The 2462-nt window shown below is 59.0% G+C and carries 1 protein-coding gene; it reads right to left on the bottom strand.

Annotated elements, in window-relative coordinates; translation table 11 throughout:
* Positions 1–105: 105 nt before the first annotated feature.
* Positions 106–2241 carry a polysaccharide biosynthesis tyrosine autokinase gene (locus ACR0IM_RS24435; protein ID WP_480683480.1) on the bottom strand — a complete coding sequence of 712 codons (2136 nt, stop codon included), beginning with the start codon at positions 2239–2241 and terminating at the stop codon, positions 106–108.
* Positions 2242–2462: the final 221 nt, after the last annotated feature.

Raw genomic sequence — 2462 nt, 5'->3', positions numbered from 1 at the left:
AACAGCACAACAAGCACCGTCAGCACAAACTGATACATATAAAACCCACAAAAACGGCGCGCTTGCCCAACGCGCCGCTGCCGAAAAAAAAATCGGGCAGCAATTCTAGTTGTTGTAGTACTTGTTGGCGTAGCTGCCGTAGGAATAGCCGTATTGCCGAGCACTGCGGGCATTGATCTGACTCAGTACAAGCCCGGTCAGGCGCTGATTGTCGGTGTGGAACAGTCGCATGGTTTCAGCGAGATCCTGTTCGGACGTGTCGTTCCATTTGACGGTCAGCAGCACCGCATCTGCGTTGCGCGCAATCAGGCGCGCGTCAGAAACCAGCAAGGTCGGTGGCGTGTCGATCAGGATGATGTCGTACTTCTGGCGCAAATCCTCCAGGAACAACCGGAACCGTTCGGATGCGAAGAGGTCCGCCGCGTTGGCCGAGGTCTTCTCGCCGGCTAGGATGTCACAACCCAGCAGCGGGTCTTGAAAGATTGCCTCCTGCGCGGTTGAGTCCCCGGCCAGAACCGAAACGATCCCGTTCTTCGGCACACCCTGCAATTGCTCCGTCATGGTCAAGCGCCGAATATCGCCTTCGACCAGCAATACCTTTTTGCCTATACCGACAAAATTCTGCGCCAGCGCCAACGCATTCGTTGTCTTGCCTTCACCCGGTAGCGAAGAGGTGATCACCACAACCTGCGGTGGGCGGTCCACATTGGACAACATCAGTGAGGTGCGCAGGTTGCGTACCGCCTCGGCCGTGGCAGATGAGGGTTTTTCCGCGAGATACTCCAGTACCTTGCGGCGCCCGCGGCCGGGAAAGACGGGTATCTGACCCAGAACGCTGTAACCGGTTTTGCGCTCCAGTTCCTGGGCCGTGCGGTAGCCTTTACGCCGTGCCTCGGCCAGCAACACGATACCGACGCCCAGCAGGAGGCCCAGAATGGTTGAAAGCGCAAGGATCAGAGACTTTTTCGGTTCCGAAGGGTTGCCCGGGATTACGGCGCTCGACAATTGCCGACTGTCGGCTTTCTGGATGCCTTCCTGCGCCGATGTCTCTTTCAGGCGGGCCAGGAAATACTCGTATAGCAGCCGAACGGCTTCCGCCTCGCGTGCCAGCTGTTGCAGTGTAATCAGATCCGCACTCTGCTGCGCGATCTTCTGGCCCAGCTCGTCGGCTGACAGCGTCAGGGCCTGAACCTGCTGCGTTGCCCGCCGAGCTTCAAGCGCAGTCCGCGCAACCAGGCGCTGTAAGGCGGTGTCAAAGTCGGCCTCACCGGCATCTGAGTCGTCGATCTGTCCAAGTAGTCGTTGCAGTTGCGGGTCCTGGCTGGCGGCAGACTGGGCCGCGCGGGTCTCGGCGGTGTTCAACGCGTCATACCGGGTCTGCGCCGAAATACGGGTCGCCTCGGCTGACTCGCGGCGTTCGCGCAAGTCCTTTAGCTGCACTTCCTGCAATTGCAGCGCTTCGGGTGAGATCAGCGCTGTCGTCGAATTGAATTCGTTGACCTTTGCCTCGGCGGTTTCCAGATCGATCTGCAGCTCGGCCACGCGGTCGGTCAGCCAGGCGGTCGCCTGTTCGGTGGCGTCGAATTTCACCTCGATCTGGTTCAGAACGTATAGCTCGACAATCGTGTCCGCGATCAGGGCCGACTTGCGCGCCGATTTGGTTTCGGCCGTCACCTCGAACACAAGGCTTTGCGCCACGTTGCGTACCGAAACCTTATCGAGCAGGGCCGAGATCACATCGTCGCGTAGCAGCCGTTCAGCCAGTTCTTCAGAGACAGGCTCGGGGTTGGGCCCGGCCCCAAACACAGATTTGATAAACTGCTTGACCCCGTCGAGCGCAGTGGCCGGGAGTAGGTCAGTGTTGAACTCGGGGTCCGAGACCAGTTCAAGCCTGTCGACAACCTTGCCCATCAAGCCGCGGGACCGGAGCACTTCCAGCTCAGAATTGACCTCGGCCGTGTCTCCCGCCAGGCCGCCCACCACGCTTTGCAGATCAACCACGCTGGCCTGATCGGTTTCCAGCATGACCACGGCGGTGGACTTGTACAACGGGACAGCGACGACAAAGGCATAAAAGGCTCCGACCAGAATGGTCAGGGCGGTGGTCACGGTGATGATCCACTTGCCACGCCACAAAGTACCCGCCAAAGCGGCCAGGTCGATGGTGTCATTTTGCGGCGTGTCACTTGCCGGGGATCGGTTCGATGTGAACTGCGCGTCGTGTATCGGAGCTTGCTTCATATCAAGAATACGATTCCAAAAGCCTGGCACACGCGAAACGCGTGTGCCGCTGCTCTCTACATGGTCCCAAAGCAAGAATAAAGGTCTGTGCGCCCGTTACTTTCCGGTTCTGCGAAGCACGGTTGAGGCAGTCTGGGAGATGATCCTGATATCGTTAAGAAAGCTGCGCCGGTTCAGGTAGGCGACATCCAGCGCGACCCGCTCGCCATAGCTGATATCGT

Source organism: Ruegeria sp. BF6, from assembly GCF_056538665.1.
Note: the sequence above shows the minus strand (reverse complement) of the source record. Positions and strands in the feature narration are given on the sequence as shown.

Excerpts from the sequence above, each read along its gene's own strand:
- ACR0IM_RS24435 (WP_480683480.1), bottom strand. The coding sequence starts at position 2,241 with ATGAAGCAAGCTCCGATACACGACGCGCAGTTCACATCGAACCGATCC.